Raw genomic sequence first — 1,361 nt, 5'->3', positions numbered from 1 at the left:
ACTAATTCAGCATCTGAATCGTTTTTCTGATTAGCTACCAAAATCAATGTGTACCAGAACTTGATGTAAGCATTTTTTATAGAACTCAAATTATTTTTCCTTTCTACTAGATACTAGGCAAATGAGCCAGTAATTCAATTATAGCAAATAAACTTTTAAACCCGTCGAATTCCATGGGTTTTTCTTATGTCCGTTTCCGAACGTTGTGGACACTAAATAAAACACGAGAAAATCAGACTCCCAAGTCTTTAAATGCGAGTAGGAGGAACCAGAAATGGAACAAACAGAACTTTTACCCCTTAATTTGCAACTTTTTGCTGATGATCCAAACGGAGGATTAGGGACGCCTGATCCAAATCCACAAGGAGAACCTAATCCAGGAGAAAATCCTCCAGGTAACGGAGAGCCAGGAAGGGACGATAAAGATGAGTTAACTGACAGCGACAAAATCGTCGAAAAGCTTCAAAAACGAATCGGAAAAGAGCAGGCTGAAAAAAATGAAACAAAAACACAGCTTGACCAAGCGCTGGCTCGTATTGAAGAACTTGAAAAAGGTGGCAAAAAGTCAGTTAAAGAAAAATCTGACGAAGAAAAAGCTGCCGAACTTCAAAAAGCTAAAGACGATGAAATCGCAAGCCTTAAAGCACAAATCAAAATTTCAAACATTACCAGTCAAGCTGACGAAGTATTGAAAGAAAGTGGAATTGCTTTAAGTGCTGCTGAATTAGGATTGTTAGTTGATGTTGATGAAGAAAAAACTTACAGTAATGTAAAAACTTTCCTCAATTTACTTGATAATCAACGCTCACAGTGGGAAAAAGCACGAAACACAGGAACAACGCCTAAACGTGTTCCGGGTAATGTAATATCAGTCGATAAAGATAAATTTGATTCGATGACTTATGCTGAAAAAGCTGAATTAGCAAAATCAAATCCAGATGAATTTAAAAAATTAACAGGAGGCTATTAAAATGTCAAAACAAAAAACAACACTTGCAGACTTAGTAAATCCAGAGGTGCTTGCACCAATTGTTTCATACGAATTGAATAAAGCACTTCGGTTTGCACCTCTTGCACAAGTTGACACAACACTTCAAGGACAACCAGGTAATACTTTGAAATTCCCAGCTTTTACTTATATTGGCGATGCTGCTGATGTTGCAGAAGGCGGAGAAATTTCGTTAGATAAAATCGGAACTACTACTAAGTCAGTAACAATTAAAAAAGCTGCAAAAGGTACAGAAATCACGGATGAAGCCGCATTATCTGGTTATGGTGATCCAATTGGAGAATCTAATAAACAACTTGGGCTATCTCTTGCAAATAAAGTCGATGACGACTTATTGAGCGCAGCTAAGACT

The 1,361-nt window shown here is 37.3% G+C and carries 2 protein-coding genes; both read left to right on the top strand.

From position 1 onward, the window contains the following. Positions 1–274: 274 nt before the first annotated feature. Entirely contained in the window at positions 275–970 is a 696-nt protein-coding gene (locus AB0M39_RS42115; RefSeq protein ID WP_312258008.1) for a DUF4355 domain-containing protein, read from the top strand. Position 971: 1 nt separating this feature from the next. Then, positions 972–1,361, top strand: a 390-nt coding sequence (locus AB0M39_RS42110) for a N4-gp56 family major capsid protein (RefSeq protein WP_365374515.1), incomplete at its 3' end; no start/stop codon positions are given.

Origin of the sequence: Streptomyces sp. NPDC051907, assembly GCF_040681075.1 — a bacterium.
Lineage (GTDB): Bacteria > Actinomycetota > Actinomycetes > Streptomycetales > Streptomycetaceae > Streptomyces.
This window is presented reverse-complemented; position numbering and strand designations above follow the sequence as displayed.

What these genes read in the sequence shown, in the direction of transcription:
- AB0M39_RS42115 (WP_312258008.1), top strand. Translation starts at nt 275, where the DNA reads ATGGAACAAACAGAACTTTTACCCCTTAATTTGCAACTTTTTGCTGAT.